Source organism: Aquimarina spongiae, from assembly GCF_900141785.1.
In the GTDB taxonomy this organism is placed as follows: domain Bacteria; phylum Bacteroidota; class Bacteroidia; order Flavobacteriales; family Flavobacteriaceae; genus Aquimarina; species Aquimarina spongiae.
In genome coordinates this window covers 412,831-435,166 of record NZ_FQYP01000002.1, presented here as the reverse complement: position 1 = coordinate 435,166, position 22,336 = coordinate 412,831, and the positions used below count along the sequence as shown (strand labels likewise).

The following is a 22,336-nucleotide window of genomic DNA, read 5'->3' as shown; positions in this document are numbered from 1 at the left end:
ATTGCGATGACAGCACATGAGTCCAAAATACTTGGAGAAGGCCTTACCTACGACGACGTACTTTTAGTCCCTGCCTTTTCTGAGGTGCTTCCAAGAGAAGTAAGTATTCAAACAAAATTTACCAGAAACATTACGCTTAACGTTCCTATCGTTTCCGCAGCAATGGATACGGTTACCGAAAGCAGTATGGCGATTGCCATGGCGCAAGAAGGAGGGATCGGTGTTCTGCACAAGAACATGACGATCGAAGAACAAGCGATCAAGGTTAGAAAGGTAAAACGTGCTGAGAGCGGAATGATTATCGATCCGGTTACCTTACCAAGGGATGCAAAAGTGATCGATGCCAAAAACAACATGCGTGAGCATAGTATTGGAGGTATTCCTATCGTAGATGATGAGAATACACTTATCGGCATAGTTACCAACAGGGATCTTCGTTTCGAAAAAAATGATGAAAGACCAATTTCTGAAGTGATGACAAGTGAGAACTTGGTTACGGTTGGAGAAGGGACCTCTCTGCAAGAAGCAGAAGTAATTCTTCAGAATAATAAAATTGAAAAGTTACCAGTTGTTGATGGGAACTATAAATTGGTAGGTTTAATCACATTTAGAGATATCACCAAGTTAACCCTGAATCCAATGGCTAACAAAGATGCTTTGGGAAGGTTAAGAGTGGCGGCGGCCATAGGAGTTACCGGAGATGCAGTAGATAGAGCCGAGGCGCTAGTACAATCAGGAGTGGATGCGGTTGTTATCGATACGGCACATGGACATACCAAAGGAGTGGTTTCGGTTTTAAAAGATGTGAAAGCAAAATTCCCCGATCTTGATGTCATAGTGGGGAATATTGCCACAGCTGAAGCAGCAAAGTATTTGGTAGAAGCAGGAGCTGATGCTGTAAAAGTAGGAATTGGTCCTGGATCTATTTGTACAACCCGTGTTGTAGCTGGAGTTGGTTTTCCACAATTTTCGGCTGTGCTAGAAGTTGCACATGCAATTAAAGGATCAGGAGTACCTGTAATTGCCGATGGGGGTATACGCTACACGGGAGATATTCCTAAAGCTATAGCAGCTGGAGCAGATACAGTGATGTTGGGATCGTTATTGGCTGGTACTAAAGAATCTCCTGGAGAAACCGTGATTTATGAAGGTAGAAAGTATAAAACATATCGCGGTATGGGATCTGTAGAGGCTATGAAAAAAGGATCTAAAGATCGATATTTTCAGGATGTGGAAGACGATATCAAAAAATTAGTTCCAGAAGGTATTGTTGGTCGTGTAGCTTACAAAGGAGATCTTTCAGAAAGTATTCACCAATTTGTTGGAGGTTTACGAGCAGGTATGGGATATTGCGGATCCAAAGATATTGCAACTTTACAAAGTAGTGGTCGCTTTATAAAAATTACAGCAAGTGGTATTCATGAAAGTCACCCGCATGACGTAACAATTACCAAAGAAGCGCCAAATTATAGTAGAAGATAATTAGTTGAAATAATCGTATAAAAAAACCTGCTACTAAGCAGGTTTTTTTATGTCGTAATTAGCAATGGCTTATTTACCTTCTTCGATTTTGATACCTAACTTCGTCATTACCTTTCTAGTCAAGTCATAATTTGGATCGATATATGCCAAACCACTTGATGTTATCGTAAATACTTGAGTATAAGATTCTGCTTTTGCGATTTCCTCAAGAGCTTTTCCGATTTTTGTGTAAAGTGGTTGTAATAATTTGTTTTGTTCTAGTTGTACCAACTGAGAACCGTTTTGTCTAAACTTTGCGATATCGCTTTCCATGGCAAGAATTTCTTCTTGTTTGGTTTTTTTCATAGGTTCCGTAAATGAAGCTACGTTATCTTGATAGTCTTTTACTTTGGCTTGATAACCTTCAACTTTTACTTTTAATTCATCTTCTAATTTTTTGTTATACGCTTTTAGGTCTTCTTGAACCTTTGTAAGCTCAGGCATTTTAGAAAGAACGAATTCGGTGTCAATGGTTCCTGTTTTCGACTGAGCACTAAGTTGAAGACTTACTACTAAAACAAAAATGGTTAGGAATATCTTTTTCATGTTGTTTTCTGATTTTTATATTTTTGCAAATATATAAGGTCTTAGACAATATCCGTACCAATCCCGATATTTTTACAAATTATTCAGAATAAACTTGTCCGCGATGCGGTTTTAACAGATCACGAACCTTTTTCATTTCGGACTCTGGAACTACCATAAAAGCAAGACTATGCATGTCGGTAAGTTCTTCAAAACCAGTAATATTTAATGTTAATTTTTCTGCAGCGATGAACTCCTTAAGATGGATTTCATGATGTTGAGCTGTTTTGCTGGCAGCAGGTCCTCTAAAATCCCAGATTAATTTCAATTTTCTTTCCAAATGATAGCGAAGGTTAGTTAAACATAGATACGAATTGAAGCTTGTATTTAATCCAAAACACTTTTTCCGTCTTCGGCAAAAGCTTTAAAAGCTTGCATATACAGGTAAGACTGTTTTTTGAACGCTCCAGGCATTAAAAATCCCATAAGTTTCATGAAACCGCTAAACTTAAATTCGTTTTTAGAGATCCATTTGGTATGTCCATTGGCGAGCTCTTCAAAATAATTTTCCTGGATATTGTATACATTCTTGGCGTCAAAAGTAAGATGAAGTGCTTCTGGAAGGTCAACAAGAGTAATTGTTTCAATCATTTCTAATTCGCGTTTTCCCATTTTATAGGTAAGTTTAGAAGTAGCACCGGTTTTACCTTTTTCACCGTTTAAATGTTCCATACTTATCAAACCTTTTTGCCAATGTTTTAGGTTTTCTTCACTGTCGAATTTTTGAATAACTTCATCTCTAGGCAGAGCGATTTCGATATCGAGGGTATACTCCATATTGTGTTTTTTTGTTTGTTAGGTCGTTAAGCGGATACAATATACGGAGAAGACAAAAAAAATTAAAAGAAAATACGATTTGAAGGAATCTCTTCGTTAAATGTTGTAGCTTGTAAAACATCTTAATATTGTTATTTTTGTCCAGTTTAAGGACTTTATCACAAATCAATCATGCACACAAAGTCATTTGTCTTTTTTTTAGGATTACTTTTTTTTGGGTTTGCTAATGCTCAGAAGAAAGAAGAAGTACTACTTACCGTTGATGGTACACCAGTTTACATTTCAGAATTTAAAAAGGTATACCTCAAAAATATTGATCTGGTAAAGGATGATTCGCAAAAAAATATAGATGAGTATCTTGATTTGTTCGTGAACTATAAGTTGAAACTTAAGGAAGCAAAGACTTTAGGTTTGGATCAAAAAAAAGAATATCAGAAAGAATTATCAGGGTACAGAAAACAGCTAGCTTCGGGTTACCTTACCGACACAAGAACTTCTGATGCTTTAATTAAGGAGGCATATGATAGATCTTTAGAACGTATAAATGCAAGTCATATTTTGACTATGGTGAAACCCACTGCTTCTCCACAAGATACGCTCAAAGCTTACAATAAAATCATCGAAGCCAGAAATAAAGTCATTGATGGAGCAAATTTTGGAGAAACAGCAAAGAGCTATAGCGAGGATCCTTCTGCAGCCAAAAATGGAGGTGATTTAGGATGGTTTTCTGTATTTAGAATGGTGTATCCTTTCGAAAATGAAGCGTTTAAGACCAAAATAGGAGATATTTCTCAACCTTTTAGAACAAGATTTGGATATCATATCGTAAAGGTGAACAATCGCGAGAAAAGCCTGGGAGAGGTCACAGTGGCCCATATTATGGTTGCTACTAATGAAAAAAGAACAGAGGATCAGGCTAAAACCAGAATTGAAGAAATTAATCAGCAACTTAATCAAGGAGTATCTTTTGCTTCTTTGGCCAAAGAATATAGTGACGACCCAAGTACAGCTATTGATGGAGGGAAAATAAGACGTTTTGGTCAAGGGGTGTTAAACTCTGAGAAATTTGAGAAAACAGCTTTTGCTCTTCAGGAAAAAGATGAACTGTCTCAGCCCATACAAACCAAATATGGTTGGCATATTATTAAGTTAATAGAAAAGCATCCTCCAAAATCTTTCGAAGAACAAAAAGCAGAATTAACCAGTAAAGTAAAAAGAGATAGTAGATCCAAATTGGTAACTACGTCTTTTATGAATTCTCTAAAAGAAAAGTATGAAATAGCACGTAACGAAAATGCGTTGCAATATTTCAAACAGATTATTCCTGATACCATTTCCAATCAGGAGTGGGTAATTGAAGAAAATGAGGATTTAAATAAAGAACTTTTTTCGTTAAAAGATCAAAAAATAACATATCAGGATTTTGCTGAGTTTTTGATGAATAAAAGATTGAGAGCTGGAATAAGGGTAGATGGAGATACTTTTGTAGAAGAAATGTTTACTCAATTCGAGTCTACGACATTATTAGAATATTATGATGAACATCTGGAAGACGATAATGCTGATTTTGCTACTGTTTTCAATGAGTATAAAGACGGACTGTTGTTGTTTGATTTGATGGAAACCAAAATATGGAATGTGGCAAAAACTGATAGTGCGGGTCTACGACAATTCTACAATACTAGAAAAGATGAATATGTCCAGGCAGAAACCTATAAAATTATAAAGGCATCTTCTACCAGAAAAGATGCGATAGAACAAGTAAAGGATCTATTAAAACAGCAAAAACCTCTGGAAGAAATTAAAAGGAAGGTAAATACAGGTGATGCAGTTATAGTGCTTTTTTCAGAAGAAGATCTTATCAAGGGAGAACATACTTTTCCTAAAGGTTTTGTAGGGAAAAAAGATGGGATTACAATCACCAATGAAGGGAATTTTATCACTTTGATAATGGTAAAAGAAGTAGTATCTTCAAGAGTTAGGAAATTTGAAGAAATCAAGGGAGAAGTGATTAATGATTTTCAGGAGAACATGGAAAAAGACTGGCTAGCGGAGTTACGAACAAAATATCCCGTTAAAGTGGATACCAGGGTATTGAAAAAAGTAAAAAAGGAGTTGTTAAAATAATTCATGAGATATTTCATATTTTCATTAGTAATATTGGGGATGATTTCCTGTCAAAAATTTGGAAATCAACTACAGAAAGAAGCGGTTGCCAGAGTTAATGAAACCTATTTGTACAAAGAGGATATTGCTTCTCTAGTGCCGGGCAATACTCCAAAACAGGATAGTGTTAACATTGTACAAAATTATATCAATTCCTGGGCTACTCGACAACTTTTTATAGATCAAGCCAAGAGAAATCTTACCGAGGCAGAACTTAAAGAATTTGATGAGCTGGTGGAAAGTTATCAAAGTACATTATACATCAATGCTTATAAGAATGCTGTGATTAATAAATCTATAAATATGGAGATTACCGAAGAGGATTTGATCGCCTATTATAACCAAAATTTAGAAAATTTTAATCTTAATGAGGAGTTAGTACAATTACGTTACTTACATTTGCCTCCTGATTATGGAAATATTGTTGCAACGAAGCGACAATTAAATCGTTTTAATGAAGAGGATATAGAAGAACTAGTGACCAAACAGGTCGAATATTTAGGGTTTTCTCTAAATGATTCGACTTGGGTGCGTTTGGATCAGTTATTAAACAAGATACCTATTCTTAAAAAACAAGATAAAAATAAAATACTAAAAAGTGGAAAATACATGCAACTTAGGGACTCTACAGGAGTTTTTATGATTAAGATTGAAGATGTATTGAAACGAAATGAAAAAGCCCCAATCGAATATATCAAACCTACAATCAGACAAATAATACTTAACAAGAGAAAGCTAGAGCTGGTTAAGAAAATAGAAAAAGATATTACAAGAGATGCAGTTGAGAACAAACAATTTGAAGTCTATAATTAAGATTACAGCATATTTTACAGTCCTTATCATAGGTGTAGAAGGAGTATTTGCTCAAGAGATTATACCAGATACCGTGGTAGTAGATTCTATCGCAACGAAGGATAGTTTGGGGATTGCAACAGATTCTTTAAAAATAGTAAAAGAACCTGTTAAAGAGCCTTTCAAAAGAACAAAAATAGATGGCGTTGCTGCCGTGATAGGGGAAAGCGTAATCTTGGATAGTGATATAGATATTGCTTATCAGCAATTGTTAAGCGAAGGAGTTTCTCAAGGAGATGTAAGCCGTTGTGAATTAGCAGGAAGTCTTTTCGAAAATAAACTATATGCGCATCATGCGGTACAGGATAGTATTGTGGTTAGAGATGCTGAGATCAATTCTATGGTGGACCAACAATTGGCATATATGACTAACGAATTGGGAACAATTGAAAAGGTAATTAGATATTATAAAAAAGACAATGTGGAGGATTTCAAAAAAGAACTTTTTGAAATCAACAAATCCAATAGGTTGTCTGAGTTGATGCGTACCAATATTATAGAAGATATTGAGATTACTCCTGAAGAGGTGCGTGAGTTTTTTGATGCAATTCCCGAAGCAGAACGACCTTTATTTGGTACCGAGGTAGAACTAGCTCAAATTGTAATCGAACCCGAAATACCCGAAGAGGAAGAACAAAAGGTGGTGGATCGGTTGAACCAATTTAGAGAAGATATTGTAGAAAACGGAAGTAGTTTTGCTACAAAGGCAGTATTATATTCTCAAGATCCGGGTTCCAAATCTACTGGAGGTAAATATACTTTGGATAGAAAAAGTGGTTTTGCCAAAGAGTTTAAAGATGTAGCTTTCAGTCTACAGGAAGAAGAAGTTAGTGAACCTTTTAAGACAGAATTTGGCTGGCATATTGTAAAGGTAGATAGAATTCGAGGAGAAGAGATCGATGTAAGACACATTCTTTTGGTGCCGGAAGTAACCAGGACCAGTGTCGAAAATGCAAAAAAACAGGTAGATTCACTTAGAAATGTATTGGTAGCTGGAACTATTGATTTTAAGGAAGCTGCTAGAAAATTTAGTGATGAGAAAGAAACTAAAGAGGATGGGGGGCAGTTAATTAATCCAACAACTGGGGATACCCGTTTTGAACTTACCAAAATTGACCCTATATTGTACGATCAAGTATCAAAATTAAAAACTAATGATGTTTCATTGGTAATTCCTGATCAAGATCGTCAAGGAAGAAAAAAGTTCAAGCTTATTACAGTACTTAACAGATATGATGAGCACATTGCCGATTATTCCAAAGATTATCTCAAAATTCAGGAATTGGCCCTTAGGAAAAAGCAAATCGATGCAATCCGAAAGTGGCAAAACGAAAAGATAATGGATACTTATGTAAAAGTTAATGGCGACTACAGAGATTGCGAGTATAGCGGTAACTGGTTAAAAAAAGAAAAATAAGATGTCAGACGACGTAGCGGCTATCGAACAGCTGGTTAAAAAACATTCCCAACTCAAACAAGAAATTTCTAAAGCTATTATTGGCCAGGAAAAGGTAATCGACCAAATTCTGGTTTCAATTTTTTCCGGAGGACACGCTTTGTTGATCGGTGTCCCTGGATTGGCAAAGACACTTATTGTTAACACCATTTCCAAAGCTTTGGGATTGGATTTTAAACGAATTCAGTTTACTCCTGATCTAATGCCAAGTGATATTCTGGGGAGTGAAATATTGGATGAGTCCAGACATTTTAAATTTATCAAAGGGCCAGTTTTTGCAAACATTATTTTGGCGGATGAAATCAATCGAACACCACCAAAAACACAAGCAGCTTTGCTCGAAGCTATGCAAGAGCGTGCGGTTACAGTTGCAGGGCATCACTACAAATTGGATTTACCATATTTTGTATTAGCAACACAAAACCCTATAGAACAAGAAGGAACCTATCCGCTTCCAGAAGCACAGTTGGATAGATTTATGTTTGCTATAGAGTTGAAATACCCTAGTTTTGAAGAAGAAGTAGAGGTGGTGAAAAATACTACTGGAGATACTTCCAAAACAATTAATCCATTGTTTACCGCTCAAGAGATTGTAGATTTTCAACATTTAATCCGTAGAATCCCGGTAGCTGATAATGTGATTGAGTATGCAGTAGGTATGGTTGGTAAAACGAGGCCTAATGCAGATTCAACTACAGAGTTGGTAAAGAATTATGTGGATTGGGGTGCTGGACCAAGGGCTTCTCAAAATTTAATTTTGGCAGCAAAAGCAAATGCTGCTGTAAAAGGAAAATTCTCTCCGGATATAGAAGATGTGCAAGCTGTTGCTATGGGGATCCTACGGCATAGGATCATCAAAAACTACAAGGCCGAAGCCGAAGGAGTAAGCGTTGAAGATATCATTCAGAGCCTGTTTTAATTTGAAGGTGAGCTTAGCGAATCCCAATCCTTAAAAATCTTATACTTTTTTATCAGGTAGATTAAACCTGTGATGTGTTTTTTAGTCTTATAACTAAACAATTAAAAAGTTATAGTATATGAGACATTTAATAGTAGGTATCTTTCTGAGTTGTGGTGTAGTGTTATCTTCATTTGCGCAGTCTGAGAATCATGAAGGAAAAGGTAGAGGATTGAAAAAAGAGTTTTATCAAAACCTTTCAGAAGAACAAAAAAGCCAGCTCGACAGCCATAAGGCATTACGTGAAACACACAAATCTAAAATGGAAGCTACTTTTACCGAAGAGCAATTGGCTATTGTAGGAAATAAAGATTTATCCCGAAGAGATAGAAGAAAAGCACTATTACCAACAATGACTGCTGAACAAAAAGCCATGGCCAAAGCGCATAAAGAGGAAATGAAAGCCAAGAATGAAGCCTTCAAGGAAACTTTAACCGAAGAGCAACTGGCACAATACGAGAGCCTAAAACATAAAAGGAAGAGAAGAGGAAAAAGACGCTCCGGGAAGTGATAGGATCTTGAAATTTTAGAATGTAGAAAAGTGAAGCTATGGTCTTCACTTTTCTTCTTTTTGATAAAAATGGGTGTTTTTTTGAGGATTTTTTTGATTTTTACTATAACGTTTTCGTAAATCGCAAAGAGAGGGTGTTATTTTCTTCACTATTTTTTTGTAAAATTCATAGTTTTAACAAACTGAATTTATGAATTTCAAGAAATCAATACCCTATTTTTTTGAAAAACGCAAAAACATCTGAATAAGGCTATTCATTTAATAAAATCTACCAAAATTCGTATTTTCGCAAGACTTTTAAATGCCTAAAATATTCAGTATTTGATACAGAATATGGATATGATAAAAAGGCGTATTATGAATTGCGAAAACAAAAAAAGCTTTCAAATACATAGAATACTCCCTAGTAATCATGATAAAAGTTTAAGGTTCTTGTTTTTGATGAGATAAAATTCATAGGGCATGAACATGTTAAGGTGTAAGGACCATGTAAATTTTGCTACAGATCCTATAACTTTTCAAGAAACAACAATCGTCTATGACGTATTGAAGTTTTTATAAAGTGCAGAACAAAAGTTTATGTGTAATTACACATTTTGAAAAAGGAAAGAATTCTATTATTTACTATATGAACACGTATAACGATTACCTCAAGGAGATCGAAGAAAGGAAATCTCAAGGATTACACCCTAAGCCGATCGATGGAGCAGCCTTATTAAGTGAAATTATTTCACAAATCAAAGATAAAGACAATGCACATCGTGAGGATTCACTTCACTTTTTTATTTACAATACACTACCTGGAACAACCAGTGCTGCAGGTGTAAAAGCTAAATTTTTAAAAGAAATTATTCTTGGTGAAGCTGTTGTTGAAGAGATCTCTCCTGCTTTTGCCTTTGAGCAGTTGTCTCATATGAAAGGTGGGCCTTCGGTTGAAGTGTTGTTAGATCTGGCTTTAGGAAATGATGATGCTATTGCTCAAGAAGCCGCTAAGGTTTTAAAAACACAAGTATTCCTTTATGAAGCGGATACAGAACGTTTGGAAGATGCTTACAAAGCAGGAAGCGGAATTGCTAAAGATATTATCGAAAGTTATGCTCAGGCAGAGTTCTTTACACAATTGCCAGAAGTTGATGAAGAAATTGAAGTGGTTACATATGTTGCTGGTGTAGGAGATATTTCTACAGATTTATTATCTCCAGGAGCAGATGCACATTCTAGATCAGACCGCGAATTACACGGTCAGTCTATCTTTGAGCATAACAAAGAAATGCAAAAGGAACTTCTTGCACTTAAAGAGCAGCATCCAGACAAACGTGTAATGTTGGTGGCAGAGAAAGGAACAATGGGAGTAGGATCTTCAAGAATGTCTGGTGTAAATAATGTGGCATTGTGGACCGGTGTGAAATCGAGTCCATATGTTCCATTTATTAACATTGCTCCAGTAATTGCGGGAACCAACGGTATTGCTCCGATTTTCCTGACTACTGTTGGGGTTACTGGTGGTATTGGGGTTGACTTAAAAAACTGGATCACCAAAAAAGATGCTGATGGAAAAACGGTAGTTGATAAGGATGGAGAACCAGTTTTAGAACAAGTATATTCTGTAGAGACAGGAACGGTATTTACTATTAATACTAAGAAGAAAAAACTATATAACGGGGGGCAGGAATTGAAAGATATTTCCGAAGCATTAACTCCTCAAAAATTGGAATTTATCAAAGCAGGCGGGTCTTATGCTGTTGTTTTTGGTAAAAAGCTACAAACCTTTGCTTGTAAAGTTTTAGGTGTTGAAGTGCCTCAGGTATACGCCACATCAAAAGAAATTTCTGTGGAAGGTCAAGGTTTGACCGCTGTTGAAAAAATCTTCAATAAAAATGCGGTAGGTACAACTCCAGGAAAAACATTACATGCAGGTTCTAATGTTCGTGTAGAGGTAAACATCGTAGGTTCTCAGGATACTACAGGGTTAATGACTTCTCAAGAGTTAGAAATGATGGCTGCTACTGTGGTTTCTCCAATTGTAGATGCAGGATATCAATCAGGATGTCATACCGCTTCGGTATGGGATGATAAGTCAAAAGCGAATATTCCTAGGTTGATGAAGTTTATGAATGACTTTGGGTTGATTACCGCTCGTGATCCAAAAGGAGTGTACCACTCTATGACGGATGTAATCCACAAAGTATTAAACGATATTACCATCGACGATTGGGCAATCATTATTGGTGGGGATTCTCATACGCGTATGTCCAAAGGAGTTGCGTTTGGAGCAGATTCAGGAACCGTTGCTTTGGCTTTGGCGACAGGAGAGGCTACCATGCCAATTCCACAGTCTGTAAAAGTAACTTTCAAAGGAGAAATGAGAAGTTTCATGGATTTCCGTGATGTTGTGCACGCTACACAACAACAAATGCTGAAACAGTTTGGAGGAGAAAATGTATTCCAGGGAAGAATCATCGAGGTGCATATTGGTACTTTGACTTCTGATCAGGCCTTTACCTTTACAGATTGGACAGCAGAAATGAAAGCTAAAGCATCTATCTGTATTTCAGAAGATGAGACTTTGATAGAATCATTAGAAATTGCTAGAGATCGTATCCAAATCATGATCGAAAAAGGTATGGATAACGAAAAGCAAATGCTTCAGGGTCTTGTAGATAAAGCAAATGCTAGAATTCAGGAGGTGAAAACAGGAGTTAAACCTGCATTAAAACCTGATGCGGATGCAAAGTATTATGCTGAGGTAGTTATCGATCTTGACGAGATAGCAGAACCGATGATCGCAGATCCAGATGTGAATAATGAAGATGTTTCTAAACGATACACACACGATACAATTCGACCACTATCCTTTTACGGAGGTACCAAAAAAGTAGATTTGGGATTTGTAGGGTCTTGTATGGTGCACAAAGGAGATATGAAAATATTAGCTCAGATGTTGAAAAATATCGAAGGGCAACAAGGAAAGGTTGAATTTAATGCTCCTTTGGTAGTTGCTCCTCCAACATATAACATTGTTGATGAGTTAAAAGAAGAAGGAGATTGGGAAGTGTTGGAAAAATACTCTGGATTTGTATTCGACGATAATGCACCAAAAGGCTTGGCAAGAACCAAATACGAAAACATGTTATATCTGGAGCGACCAGGGTGTAACCTTTGTATGGGGAACCAGGAAAAGGCAGAGCCAGGAGATACGGTAATGGCTACTTCTACACGTTTATTCCAGGGAAGGGTAGTAAAAGACTCTAATGAGAAAAAAGGAGAGTCTTTGTTGTCATCAACACCTGTAGTGGTATTGTCAACCATTTTGGGAAGAACGCCTACAATGGAAGAGTATGAAGCGGCAGTAGACGGTATTGTTTTGACTAAGTTCAAACCGTCACAAAAACAATTAGTTATATAATTTCGATTTTATAATCACCAATAAAAAGCCTTAGTATTTGATATACTAAGGCTTTTTTCATGGCTTTTATTTTGGTTTATCGTTAGCGTAATAGCTTCTTTTTTTAAAATGATTCTATATTCTTAATCCCTTTTCGTAGTCCTTGTATATTTCGTATCTTGGAATACAAAAAATTAAATAACAGAAATATACAAAAGTCATATGGCATTCGATATCGAAATGATAAAAAAGGTCTACAGTCAAGTAGCTGATCGTGTTAATGCGGCGCGAGAAGTTACTGGTAAACCTTTAACACTAGCAGAGAAAATTTTATATGCTCATCTTTGGGATGGTAAAGCTGAAACCGCATTTGTTAGAGGAAAAGATTATGTAGATTTTGCCCCTGATCGTATTGCTTGTCAGGATGCAACAGCACAGATGGCGCTTTTGCAATTTATGCAGGCCGGAAAAAATAAAGTAGCTGTACCTACTACTGTACATTGTGATCATTTGATACAAGCAAAACTTGGAGCGGATAAGGATTTACAATCTGCTTTAAACAGCAGTAGCGAAGTATTTAATTTTCTGGAGTCAGTTTCAAATAAATATGGAATCGGTTTCTGGAAACCAGGAGCAGGAATTATTCATCAGGTAGTTTTAGAAAATTATGCATTCCCAGGAGGAATGATGATCGGTACGGATTCTCATACGGTAAACGCCGGTGGATTAGGAATGGTAGCTATAGGAGTAGGTGGAGCAGACGCTGTAGATGTGATGGCAGGAATGCCGTGGGAGTTGAAATTTCCCAAATTAATTGGTGTGAAGTTAACTGGGAAACTTTCTGGGTGGACTGCACCAAAAGATGTGATTCTGAAAGTAGCCGAAATTCTTACCGTAAAAGGAGGAACAGGGGCTATTGTAGAGTATTTTGGTCCAGGAGCAACAGCAATGTCCTGCACGGGTAAAGGAACTATCTGTAATATGGGAGCAGAAATAGGTGCTACCACTTCAACTTTTGGTTATGATGACTCTATGGAGCGATACCTACGTGCCACGGATCGCGCAGATGTTGCTGATGCTGCAAATGCAGTAAAAGAACACCTTACTGGTGATGCTGAAGTGTACGCTAATCCAGAACAGTATTTTGATCAGGTTATCGAAATTAATTTATCTGAGTTAATGCCATTATTGAATGGTCCTTTTACCCCAGATTTATCAACTGAAGCTGGTAGTGATATGACAGAAAAAGCCAAAGCAAATGATTGGCCAATACAAGTAGAGTGGGGGCTTATTGGTTCTTGTACCAACTCCTCATACGAGGACTTGTCAAGAGCATCCTCGATAGCACAACAAGCTTTGGATAAAGGATTAAAAACAAAAGCCGAATTTGGGATTAACCCTGGATCTGAACAGGTGCGCTATACTGCTGATAGGGACGGTATTTTAAGTGTTTTTGAAAAGTTAGATGCTAAGATATTTACCAACGCCTGCGGTCCGTGTATTGGGCAGTGGGGGCGATATGAGGATCCGAAGAATGCGCCAAAAAATAGTATTGTACATTCCTTTAACCGAAATTTTGCCAAACGTGCAGATGGGAATCCAAATACACATGCTTTCGTTGCATCGCCAGAGTTGGTGGCCGCAATTGCTATAGCAGGGCGCTTGGATTTTAATCCGATGACCGATAAGTTGATCAATGAGGAAGGGCAGGAGGTTATGTTGGATGAGCCAACAGGATGGGAGTTACCTCCAAAAGGTTTTGAAGTAAAAGAAAATGGGTATATGGAACCTGTAGAAGATGGTTCTAATGTAGAAGTAGTCGTAGATCCTAATTCAGAGCGTTTAGAGCTGCTGACTCCTTTTGAACCATGGGATGGTAAAAACATAACAGGAGCCAAGTTGCTGATCAAAGCGTTTGGAAAATGTACTACCGATCATATTTCTATGGCAGGGCCTTGGTTACGTTACAGAGGGCATTTGGATAACATTTCTAATAACTGTTTGATAGGTGCAGTAAATGCATATAATAAAAAGACAAATTTTGTCAAGAGTCAACTGAATAATGAATACGACGGGGTGCCTAATGTGCAAAGAGCTTACAAAGCTGCCGGAGTGCCGACGATCGTAGTAGGTGATCATAACTATGGAGAAGGGTCTTCCCGAGAACATGCTGCTATGGAGCCACGTCATCTTGGAGTGCGTGCAGTAATCGTAAAGTCTTTTGCAAGAATCCATGAAACTAACCTTAAAAAACAAGGAATGCTTGGATTAACCTTTGCCGACGAAAATGATTATGATCTGATTCAAGAGGATGACACCTTTAACTTCCTAGATTTGGATCAATTTGCGCCCGGAAAGCAACTTACTATGGAAATTGTACATACAGATGGATCAACAGATACCATCAAATTAAATCATACGTATAATGATTCTCAAATCGAATGGTTCAAGGAAGGATCGGCTCTTAATCTGATCAAAAAACAGAACGTGTAGAGAACGTATACAGAACTTAATTTTCACAAACTCTCAAGAATTTATTTCTTGAGAGTTTTTTTATAAAAAGAATGTAAGGATATCGTTTATATTACGACACTACTACAGAAGTAACTTCTTAAACACAATCATCATGGGTGCCATATGGTTTTTTGAGGATGCCAATCTATTCAAAGTGTTATGCCCTCATAAATTCAAAAATTATAAAAAAGACCACGATTTCGACGCGTATCGAAAGAACGATTATATCTATTTTGAGCAAGACTCTGCCAACAAAATTTACCTCATTGAGAAAGGAAAGGTAAAAATTGGATATTATGCCGAAGATGGAAATGAAGTTGTTAAAGCTATTCTAACACGAGGAGAAATTTTTGGTGAAAAAGCGATTCTTGGCGTAAACAAAAGAACTGAATTTGCCCAATCTGTTGATAATGCCACTTCAATTTGCCCTATCGGAGTAGAAACAATGCATGGATTGATGAGAGAAAATCAGTCTTTCAGCCTTCGTATTTACAAATTTATCGGATTGCGTTTTCGGAAACTGGAAAGAAGACTCCAACTGCTTCTTTTTAAGGATACCAAAACCAGATTATTAGAATTTTTAAACGAACTCAAAGAAGACTATGGCCATTGTTGCCCGGATACTGGTGATATGGTGATCGAACATCCTTATACACAGAAAGATATCGCTAATCTAATAGGCACTTCAAGACCTACTCTTAATATCATTCTTAATGAGTTGAAAGAATTGAATATCATAGACTTTAGTCGTAAAGAAATTCGATTGAAAAGTGTGGCGTAATGTTAGCCATCTAACATTTTAAGATGTTCATTGTCAATATTTTTATGATCTAATAATCATAAAAAAACAAAAGCAATGTTCAAAAAATTAATGTTAGGGGTTTTGGCAATCGGGCTTATTGCCGCCTCTTGTGACGACGACGATGATAATGTTCCGGTAGTAAACGCTGGAGAGATTTCTGGGGGACCTTTTGAGTTTGATGTAGATGGTGAAGCGGATATGGTGACCGGGATTACCTTAAACGCCACGAATGCAATAGGAGAAAATAGTACTTGGATTGTTACCGATGACGTAGGGATGATTCTGGGATTACCCCCTACTATCGAGGCCGTAGAAGGTGTGAATTTTGATGATGCTGGTGCAGGTACCTGTTTGATCTGGTATGCTAGATATAATGGTGCGGTTACTGGCTTAGAAATGGGGATGAATGCTAATGATGTTGAAGGTGAATTTGATTTATCGAATTCTATAACAGTATTGCGCAACCAGGTTGCGAATGCGGGTAGTATCGCTGGTGGACCGTTTGAGTTTGATGTAGACGGAGAGCCAGATATGGTAACTGGAATTACCCTTGATGATACCAATGCCTTTGGTGAAAACAGTACTTGGATTGTTACAGATGATCAAGGTATGATTCTTGGTTTGCCGGAAACGTTAGCAGCAGTAGAAGGTGTGAATTTTGACGATGCCGGGGCAGGTACATGTTTAATCTGGTATGCTCGATATAATGGTATGGTTACTGGTTTAGAGATGGGAATGAATGCTAATGATGTAACAGGAGAATTCGATTTGTCTAATGCGATTACAGTAGTAAGAAATCAAGTGGTAAACGCTGGGAAAATTACCGGTGGACCTTTTACCACAACCGTAGATGGGACACCGGATATGGTATCTGGTATAGAGTTAGATGATACTAATGCCTTTGGTACCAATAGCACATGGGTGATTACAGATGACGCATTGAATATCCTCGGGTTACCACCAACCTTAGCAGATGTAGAAAATGTTAATTTTGATGATGCTGGACCTGGTACTTGTTTGATCTGGTATTTGAGATATGAAGACGGTTTACAGGGATTGGCAATGGGTATGAATGCAGGAGATCTACAAGGTGATTTTGATTTGTCAAACTCTATCGAAGTAGTTCGTGAATGCGGAATGACCGAAGCAGGAACGCTTTCTGGTGGGCCTTTTACATTTACTGTAGACGGAACTCCTGATATGGTATCAGGTATTATGCTGGATGCCACTGGAGCTTCAGGAACAAATAGTTCATGGATCATCACAGACGATCAAGGTATGATTCTTGGATTGCCGGAAACGTTAGCAGCAGTAGAAGGTGTGGATTTTGATGAAGCTGGTGTTGGAGTTTGTTTGATTTGGTATATACGTTACGAAGCAGGACTGAAAGGACTTGAAATGGGAATGAATGCCAACGAACTTGAGGGGTGTTTCGATTTGTCCAATTCGATTACAGTAAATAGAGAATAAACACACATAAAGATAATACTTTCGAACTCCTTAGAGATTTCAAATTCTATTTTAGAATTTTTGCCAAGATAGTTCGTTGTTTTTTTGTTAGTTTTAAAGCGCAATCTAAGATTGCGCTTTATTGATTAAAATAGGTTGATCTAACGAGGTTTTTATAAAATTGATATGAAAGGAAAATTGAATAAAAAAAATGTTTCGAATTTAGTTTTTGCTATTTTTTTGATTCTGTTTTTTATCCCAAATACTCGAGGGATGATGCAGATATTTTTAACTAGAATTTTTTCTTTCAGTCCTGGTATCGTACAGGTCGAAGAACGTGCAGAGGTGGCTTCATTTAACTGGAAATTGCACGGAGTCAATACAGAGTCGATAAATTTTGATACAGCCGAAGGGAAAGTAGTGTTGATCAACTTTTGGGCTACCTGGTGTCCTCCTTGTATCGCAGAGATGCCTTCTTTACAGAAATTGTACAATGATTATAAGGATGAGGTGGTTTTCTTATTTGTTACCACAGATGATGATCCTGAACTGAATAAGTTTATGAAAAACAAGAAGTACTATTTCCCGATATACAGATCTCTTTCATCTCGTCCAAAACCGTTCGTAAATAATCCTATACCACAAACTTATCTTGTAGATAAAAAAGGCAATATTGTTATCGATAAAAGTAACGCTGCCAACTGGAATAGTGATAAAGTAAGAGAGACGATAGATCAGTTATTAGCTGAGCAGTAATTGTTGAGGTTGATTATTTTTTAAAGTATTTAAAAGGAACGACTAACATTCCAAAACATTCTCCTTCTTCCTTGAATCTATTTTTGTGATGGATTTTATGAGCTCGCCTTACACCTTTAGCATACCAATGATTTGCATTTCTGAACATCTTGAAACGTTGATGGATAAAAATGTCATGCACTACAAAATAGGCAATACCATAAGCCAAAATTCCTAAGCCAATAGGGATACCTAGCCAATATGTTTCCGAATCGTGAAACAAAATGTTAGACATGCTTACTACAGCATAAAAAACAAAGAAAAGATCATTTCGCTCCCACCAGCTATCATGATCTTTATGATGATGATCTTTATGTAAAACCCATAAAAAACCATGCATCACATATTTATGCGTGAACCAAGCCATAAACTCCATAATCGAAAATGTACCAAAAAAAACCAGTATTTGAATAAATAATTTCACAGTTCGAATGTTTTTACAAAAATACGTTTAAATTAAATTTAATCGGTAATCAAAATACGATTTAGCCAACAAACCAAGTTTTTGATAATTAGGTACGCGTATACGGGTATTTTTAATTTCTAATGACGGAGTTTTCTTAAGTTTATTCAATAATTTTCTGTAATAAATAAAAGCAGTATAAACACCAAATTTTGCTTCAACAGGAAGCTTTAGAATGCCTTTTAATCCTTTTTCAAAGTCTTCTTCAATCTCTTGAATGATTTTCAATTTTGAAGCTTCATCCAGTTGTCTTAAATCAGTATTCGGGAAGTACGTTCTGTTTAACTCTTCAAAATCGGCTTTTAAGTCTCGTAAGAAATTTACTTTTTGAAAAGCAGAACCCAAGTGCATAGCACTATCTTTAAGATCATTGTATTTTTTGTCATCACCATTCACAAACACTTTTAGGCACATAAGCCCAACCACATCTGCAGAACCATAGATGTATTCTTTATATTCTGCATCGGTGAGATAATCTGTTTTATGAAGATCTAATCGCATGCTTTTCATAAATGCTTCATAAAGCTCCGGTTGTATGTTGTATTGATGCACTGTTTTTTGAAAAGCATTAAGGATGGGGTTAAGACTTATTTTGTTTTCAATAGCCTTATACATCTCTTTCTCAAAGTCATTAAAAAGAACCTCTTTGTTATATTCATGAAAAGTATCCACAATCTCATCAGCAAATCTCACAAAGCCATAGATGTTGTAAATATCTTGTCGTATGGATTCAGATAACATTTTGGATGCTAAAGAGAATGAAGTACTATAAGAATTGGTTACGATTTTACTGCAATCATAAGATACATTATCAAAAATAGCTTTCATAAGAGTGAGTTTAAGAAGGTTCTAAGTTTACGTATTGTTATGTTGGTTGTAGTTCTTTCGTCTGCTTGTATTGCTTTTGAATCAATCCAGCTACCAATTTCCCTGAAATCAATGATGGCGGTACTCCAGGTCCAGGCACGGTAAGCTGCCCGGTAAAAAATAGGTTGTCAACTTTCTTACTTTTTAACTTAGGCCTTAAGAATGCTGTTTGTAGCAACGTATTGGCCATTCCGTATGCATTTCCTTTGTAAGAATGATATTCTTTAATGAAATCTTTTACACAAAAGCTTTCTTTAAAGATAATACTATTTTTAACACTTTGATTGGTAAGTGCCTCAAAACGAGTTATAATTTTTTGAAAATACAAGGCTCTAAGCTCCTCTGTGTCCTCTATTCCTGGCGCTAAGGGAATTAAGAAAAAACCATTTTCTTTCCCTTCTGGGGCAGTACCAGGATCCGTAACAGAAGTGAAGTTGGCGTAAAAAAGAGGTTCTTCAGGCCACTTGGGATCATCATAAATGTCTCTAGCGTGTGCATTGAAATCAGTATCAAAGAATAGATTATGATGATGGATATTCTTGAGTTTTTTGTCGAATCCTACATAAAAGAGCAGAGAAGAAGGAGCAAAAGTCTTTTTGTTCCAATATTTTTCTGAATATTGTCTGTGTTGAGGATCTAATAACGATTCTCCGTGATGATAGTCGGCACCACATAATACAATATCAGCGGCTATCAATTCTGAATTTACTACGATTCCCTTGGTTTTACCTCCTTCAACAGTGATTTTTTCAACTTCGGCATTAGTATGAAAATCTACTCCAAGAGACTCGGCTAATCGTTTCATTCCCAAGATAACCTGATACATTCCTCCTTTGGGGTGCCAGGTGCCTAGCCCAAAATCTGCATAGTTCATAAAACTGTAAAAAGCAGGAGTATCACTTGGTTTAGCTCCTAAGAAGAGAACAGGAAACTCAAGGATTTGTATCAATTTTTTATTAGTGAATTCTTTCTTTACTTCTTTGGAAATCGTGCTGAAAAATTGACTGACTCTTAGAATAGTCTCCTTGGTTACTAATTCTAAAGGTGACACACCCGGGCGATAAACTAGATTTTTGATAGCAATATCATAATTCCTTCTGGCGGTATCTATAAACTTTTTGAGCTTGGTTGAACTTCCTTTTTCCTCATGTTCAAAAGCAGCATAAATCTTTTCAAGTGTATCTTCTATGATTATGCTTTCATGATTTTCAAAAAAGACTTTGTAAGCAGGATTTAGTTTTTCTAAAGTATAATACTCAGCAACTTGGCGCCCAAAGTCGTTAAAGAAACTTTCGAATACATCAGGCATCCAATACCAGGAAGGTCCTATATCAAAAGTAAACCCCTCTTTTTTTAATTGTCTGGCTCTACCTCCAACTGTAGCATTTTTTTCATAAATAGCTACATCATATCCCATTTGTGCAAGGTAGCATGATGCGGATAGGGAAGAAAACCCTGAGCCAATAATTACGACTTTTTTAGACATGTAATGTAGTGGTATTAAAGTTCGGTTAATAAAGCGCTAATGGAGTCAAAATAGCGATGATTAGGTGCACTGCTCTTCGAAATGTGCATAATTTGCTTGCCTAACATCCAAAACTCGCATTCTCTTTCCTTGCAAATCATTTCATTAAAACTTTGAACATATTTTGATATTTGATCCTTTTCCGGTTTTATGGTGAAATAGGACACAAATACCGTGTTTTCATGAAAAGTAAGCATATTTGGAAGACTATCTAGAGGAATACTTGGGCCTAGATAGATGGCTTTGTAACCATGTAGCAGGATTTCGTAATTGATGTATAATAAGCCTAATTCGTGTATTTCATTTTCAGGTAAGAATAGAATAAAGGCTTTCTCTTTTTTTGTCGGTTTAGAATATTGAAGTTTTTCAATATTCAGCAAGAGCTTTTGTTTAATTAGATTGGTCACAAAATGCTCATGAGCTGGACTGATAGTATCCGTTTGCCAAAGCAGACCAATCTCTTTTAGCAGTGGAATAAACACATCAGTAAATATTTGTCTGAAATTTCGTCTGCTTTCCAATTGCTCATATGTGCCTAGAAATAGTTCAAGATCAAAATTGAGCATGGCGATCTTGAATGAATTGATAGCTTGATTTTTTGTGCTGTTATCGGAAACTATACTCCTTACATATTCATTAATTTCTTGTTCATTCAATTTGGATATACGGGAGATTTTGTAACCACTATTAACTAGGTAGGTTACATTAAGTAGTTTCTGTAAGCTCTTTAGATTGTAGGTTCTTATGTTAGTCTCAGTACGATCGGGAGAGAGTAAATTGTATCTTTTTTCCCAAATACGAATCGTGTGAGCCTTTACCCCACAAAGGTTTTCAAGATCCTTTATACTGAATGTTTGTTTAATATTGTTCACCTTTTCTAAAAAATAGTTAAACAAACTTACTTAAAAGATTTCATATTCTTTTTCATTATTTGTTAAAAATGTAGAGATTTTTGTTAAAATACCAGAATATTCTACGATTTCTGGAGAACAACTTTTGTATTCTTTTAACAAATCAAAACAAGAAAAACCATAACTGGAGGTTTGATGTTTTTTTAATAAAACTTTTTATTTTTTGATTTTTATCAATGAAAAAGGTCTTTTTTTATGTTTTTTCTAGAAAATTGAAGCATAGTGTAACTCACTACATAATTTTGTATATTTAACAGTGACAATAAATATTAACTGAGTTTTAAGACTCTTAAAAACTATAACCATTTGCAAAATAAATTAATGTATATGAGAAAAATAGTTGTGTTTTGTGCGAGCTTAGTTTTTTTAGCTTCTTGTAAATCAAAAGAAAATTCTAATAGCGATGCAGATTCTAATGCTTCGGGACAAGAATTAAAGGTTTTTAAAGGTAAAGTGATAGATGATAAAAGAAAAAGCGTAGAATATGCCGCAGTAAAGCTTTATCTGGATGATGATGATTGTATGAGTGCCTATACTGATGCCGAAGGTCGTTTCGAGTTCTCTGTAGATGAATTACGAGTAAAGGATCAAAGTCATTTTGAAATTGTCTACAAAGGATATTCGATAAATATGTTGTCTTTACGAAATTTTAAAGAAAATCAATCGATCAAATTAAGTAAAAAAGGAGATGTTATTCCTACAGCAGAATATCATGTTTTTTATGAAGAAATCAAGAACTGCAATAATTAATAGAAATCCGTTACGTTTTTGATTCGTTTTTTAAGATTTCAGCTTTGGT

The 22,336-nt window shown here is 36.2% G+C and carries 19 protein-coding genes and 1 pseudogene; 12 read left to right on the top strand and 8 right to left on the bottom strand.

The window, feature by feature from the left end:
* Window positions 1-6: 6 nt before the first annotated feature.
* Entirely contained in the window at window positions 7-1,482 is a 1,476-nt protein-coding gene (gene guaB / locus BUE24_RS06705; RefSeq protein ID WP_073315176.1) for an IMP dehydrogenase, read from the top strand.
* A gap of 69 nt (window positions 1,483-1,551) precedes the next feature.
* Here the strand turns inward: guaB and BUE24_RS06700 are convergent, their stop codons facing one another.
* The 3 genes from BUE24_RS06700 to BUE24_RS06690 all read right to left on the bottom strand — a co-directional run bounded on the left by BUE24_RS06700 (window position 1,552) and on the right by BUE24_RS06690 (window position 2,883).
* A complete protein-coding gene (locus BUE24_RS06700) occupies window positions 1,552-2,067 on the bottom strand; it encodes an OmpH/Skp family outer membrane protein (RefSeq protein ID WP_073315175.1) in 516 nt (171 codons plus the stop codon).
* Window positions 2,068-2,146: 79 nt separating this feature from the next.
* Entirely contained in the window at window positions 2,147-2,386 is a 240-nt protein-coding gene (locus BUE24_RS06695) for a hypothetical protein (RefSeq protein WP_073315173.1), read from the bottom strand.
* 47 nt (window positions 2,387-2,433) lie between these two features.
* Window positions 2,434-2,883: an SRPBCC family protein gene (locus BUE24_RS06690; protein ID WP_073315171.1), complete on the bottom strand. Its 450-nt coding sequence runs from the start codon at window positions 2,881-2,883 to the stop codon at window positions 2,434-2,436.
* Between the two features lie 171 nt (window positions 2,884-3,054).
* On the opposite strand from BUE24_RS06690, the gene BUE24_RS06685 reads away from it, so the two are divergent.
* The 10 genes from BUE24_RS06685 (at window position 3,055) to BUE24_RS06640 (ending at window position 17,732) form a co-directional block, all read left to right on the top strand.
* Window positions 3,055-5,010: a peptidylprolyl isomerase gene (locus BUE24_RS06685; protein ID WP_073315169.1), complete on the top strand. Its 1,956-nt coding sequence runs from the start codon at window positions 3,055-3,057 to the stop codon at window positions 5,008-5,010.
* 3 nt (window positions 5,011-5,013) lie between these two features.
* Window positions 5,014-5,862: a hypothetical protein gene (locus BUE24_RS06680; protein ID WP_073315167.1), complete on the top strand. Its 849-nt coding sequence runs from the start codon at window positions 5,014-5,016 to the stop codon at window positions 5,860-5,862.
* Window positions 5,846-7,318: a peptidylprolyl isomerase gene (locus BUE24_RS06675; RefSeq protein ID WP_342039418.1), complete on the top strand. Its 1,473-nt coding sequence runs from the start codon at window positions 5,846-5,848 to the stop codon at window positions 7,316-7,318. The genes BUE24_RS06680 and BUE24_RS06675 overlap by 17 nt, the downstream gene beginning before the upstream one ends.
* 1 nt (window position 7,319) lies before the next feature.
* Window positions 7,320-8,276: an AAA family ATPase gene (locus tag BUE24_RS06670; protein ID WP_073315163.1), complete on the top strand. Its 957-nt coding sequence runs from the start codon at window positions 7,320-7,322 to the stop codon at window positions 8,274-8,276.
* Window positions 8,277-8,394: 118 nt separating this feature from the next.
* Window positions 8,395-8,826 carry a hypothetical protein gene (locus BUE24_RS06665; protein ID WP_073315161.1) on the top strand — a complete coding sequence of 144 codons (432 nt, stop codon included), beginning with the start codon at window positions 8,395-8,397 and terminating at the stop codon, window positions 8,824-8,826.
* Between the two features lie 628 nt (window positions 8,827-9,454).
* The gene (locus tag BUE24_RS06660; RefSeq protein ID WP_073315160.1) at window positions 9,455-12,232 is read left to right on the top strand and encodes a bifunctional aconitate hydratase 2/2-methylisocitrate dehydratase; all 2,778 of its coding nucleotides are present in this window, start codon (window positions 9,455-9,457) and stop codon (window positions 12,230-12,232) included.
* A 201-nt stretch (window positions 12,233-12,433) separates the two neighbouring features.
* Window positions 12,434-14,704, top strand: a complete 2,271-nt coding sequence (locus tag BUE24_RS06655; protein WP_073315158.1) for an aconitate hydratase — start codon at window positions 12,434-12,436, stop codon at window positions 14,702-14,704.
* 133 nt (window positions 14,705-14,837) lie between these two features.
* Window positions 14,838-15,506, top strand: coding sequence for a Crp/Fnr family transcriptional regulator (locus tag BUE24_RS06650; RefSeq protein ID WP_073315157.1), 669 nt, complete (start codon window positions 14,838-14,840; stop codon window positions 15,504-15,506).
* Between the two features lie 75 nt (window positions 15,507-15,581).
* Window positions 15,582-16,997, top strand: a complete 1,416-nt coding sequence (locus tag BUE24_RS06645) for a hypothetical protein (protein ID WP_073315155.1) — start codon at window positions 15,582-15,584, stop codon at window positions 16,995-16,997.
* Window positions 16,998-17,249: 252 nt separating this feature from the next.
* Window positions 17,250-17,732, top strand: coding sequence for a TlpA family protein disulfide reductase (locus BUE24_RS06640; protein ID WP_170864565.1), 483 nt, complete (start codon window positions 17,250-17,252; stop codon window positions 17,730-17,732).
* 13 nt (window positions 17,733-17,745) lie between these two features.
* On the opposite strand, the gene BUE24_RS06635 is transcribed toward BUE24_RS06640, so the two are convergent.
* From BUE24_RS06635 to BUE24_RS24415, 5 genes and pseudogenes are all read right to left on the bottom strand, one after another.
* The gene (locus BUE24_RS06635; RefSeq protein WP_139241931.1) at window positions 17,746-18,147 is read right to left on the bottom strand and encodes a sterol desaturase family protein; all 402 of its coding nucleotides are present in this window, start codon (window positions 18,145-18,147) and stop codon (window positions 17,746-17,748) included.
* A gap of 75 nt (window positions 18,148-18,222) precedes the next feature.
* Entirely contained in the window at window positions 18,223-19,062 is an 840-nt protein-coding gene (locus BUE24_RS06630; protein ID WP_073315150.1) for a phytoene/squalene synthase family protein, read from the bottom strand.
* Window positions 19,063-19,099: 37 nt separating this feature from the next.
* Window positions 19,100-20,587, bottom strand: coding sequence for a phytoene desaturase family protein (locus tag BUE24_RS06625; protein WP_073315149.1), 1,488 nt, complete (start codon window positions 20,585-20,587; stop codon window positions 19,100-19,102).
* Window positions 20,588-20,601: 14 nt separating this feature from the next.
* A complete protein-coding gene (locus BUE24_RS06620) occupies window positions 20,602-21,282 on the bottom strand; it encodes a cobalamin B12-binding domain-containing protein (protein WP_342039421.1) in 681 nt (226 codons plus the stop codon).
* Between the two features lie 6 nt (window positions 21,283-21,288).
* Window positions 21,289-21,498 (bottom strand): annotated as a pseudogene (locus tag BUE24_RS24415) (MerR family transcriptional regulator); the annotation flags it as partial.
* A gap of 366 nt (window positions 21,499-21,864) precedes the next feature.
* On the opposite strand from BUE24_RS24415, the gene BUE24_RS06615 reads away from it, so the two are divergent.
* Window positions 21,865-22,287: an outer membrane protein assembly factor BamD gene (locus tag BUE24_RS06615; protein ID WP_073315147.1), complete on the top strand. Its 423-nt coding sequence runs from the start codon at window positions 21,865-21,867 to the stop codon at window positions 22,285-22,287.
* Window positions 22,288-22,336: the final 49 nt, after the last annotated feature.